General features: G+C 62.9%; 1 protein-coding gene. It reads right to left on the bottom strand.

Features of this window, described 5'->3' with window-relative positions; all coding sequences use genetic code 11:
- On the bottom strand, window positions 1-694 hold a 694-nt coding region (locus EN906_RS36125; RefSeq protein ID WP_245484417.1), incomplete at its 3' end, for a LacI family DNA-binding transcriptional regulator.
- Window positions 695-704: the final 10 nt, after the last annotated feature.

Raw genomic sequence — 704 nt, 5'->3', positions numbered from 1 at the left:
GGATGGTGCGGCCGGGCAAGGCGCCGGCCTGCAGCATTTTTTCCGTCTGCTCGTAGCCGATGCGTTCGAAGTCCCAGGTGTAATCGCGGGTGCCTTCGATGACGACCGGCTTGAACCCGGCGGTCTCCATCGCGACGATGTAGCTTTCCTGGCGTTCGCCGGAGTTGTGGTTGACGTGTGGGATGTCGAGATAGACCGGCGGCTCACCCGAACGGCAGAGATAGTCGACGATGGTCGAGACGCTCTGCCGGTTGTCATTGCCGACGAACGGCGTATCGCCCTCGATATAGGTGTCGAAATAGACAATCGGAATATCCTGCCCGAGCTTGTCGAAGACGCCGCGGTCGGAAGCCAGACCCAGTGGGGCGATGATCGCGCCGGCGACCTTCAGGGACAGCAGCGTCCTGACCGACTCCGCCTCCAGCTTCGGCGAACCATGCGAGGAGATGACGATCGGCCAGTAGCCTTCGTCGCGGCAGCGAAATTCGATGCGGCTGACCATCTCGGCGTAGAACGGATCGGTGATCGTCGGCACGACGATGCCGATGTTGCGGGTGCGCTTGCGGTTGAGATTTCGGGCGAAAAGGTTGGGCTGATAGTCCGAGGAGCGCAGGGCGGCTTCGATGCGCGCCCGCGTCGCCGGCTTCACGCTCGCCGGATCGTCGAAATATTTGGACAGCGTCGGCCGGGACACGCCGCATGCC

This window comes from Mesorhizobium sp. M7A.F.Ca.CA.004.06.1.1, from assembly GCF_003999135.1.
Lineage (GTDB): Bacteria > Pseudomonadota > Alphaproteobacteria > Rhizobiales > Rhizobiaceae > Mesorhizobium.
This window is presented reverse-complemented; position numbering and strand designations above follow the sequence as displayed.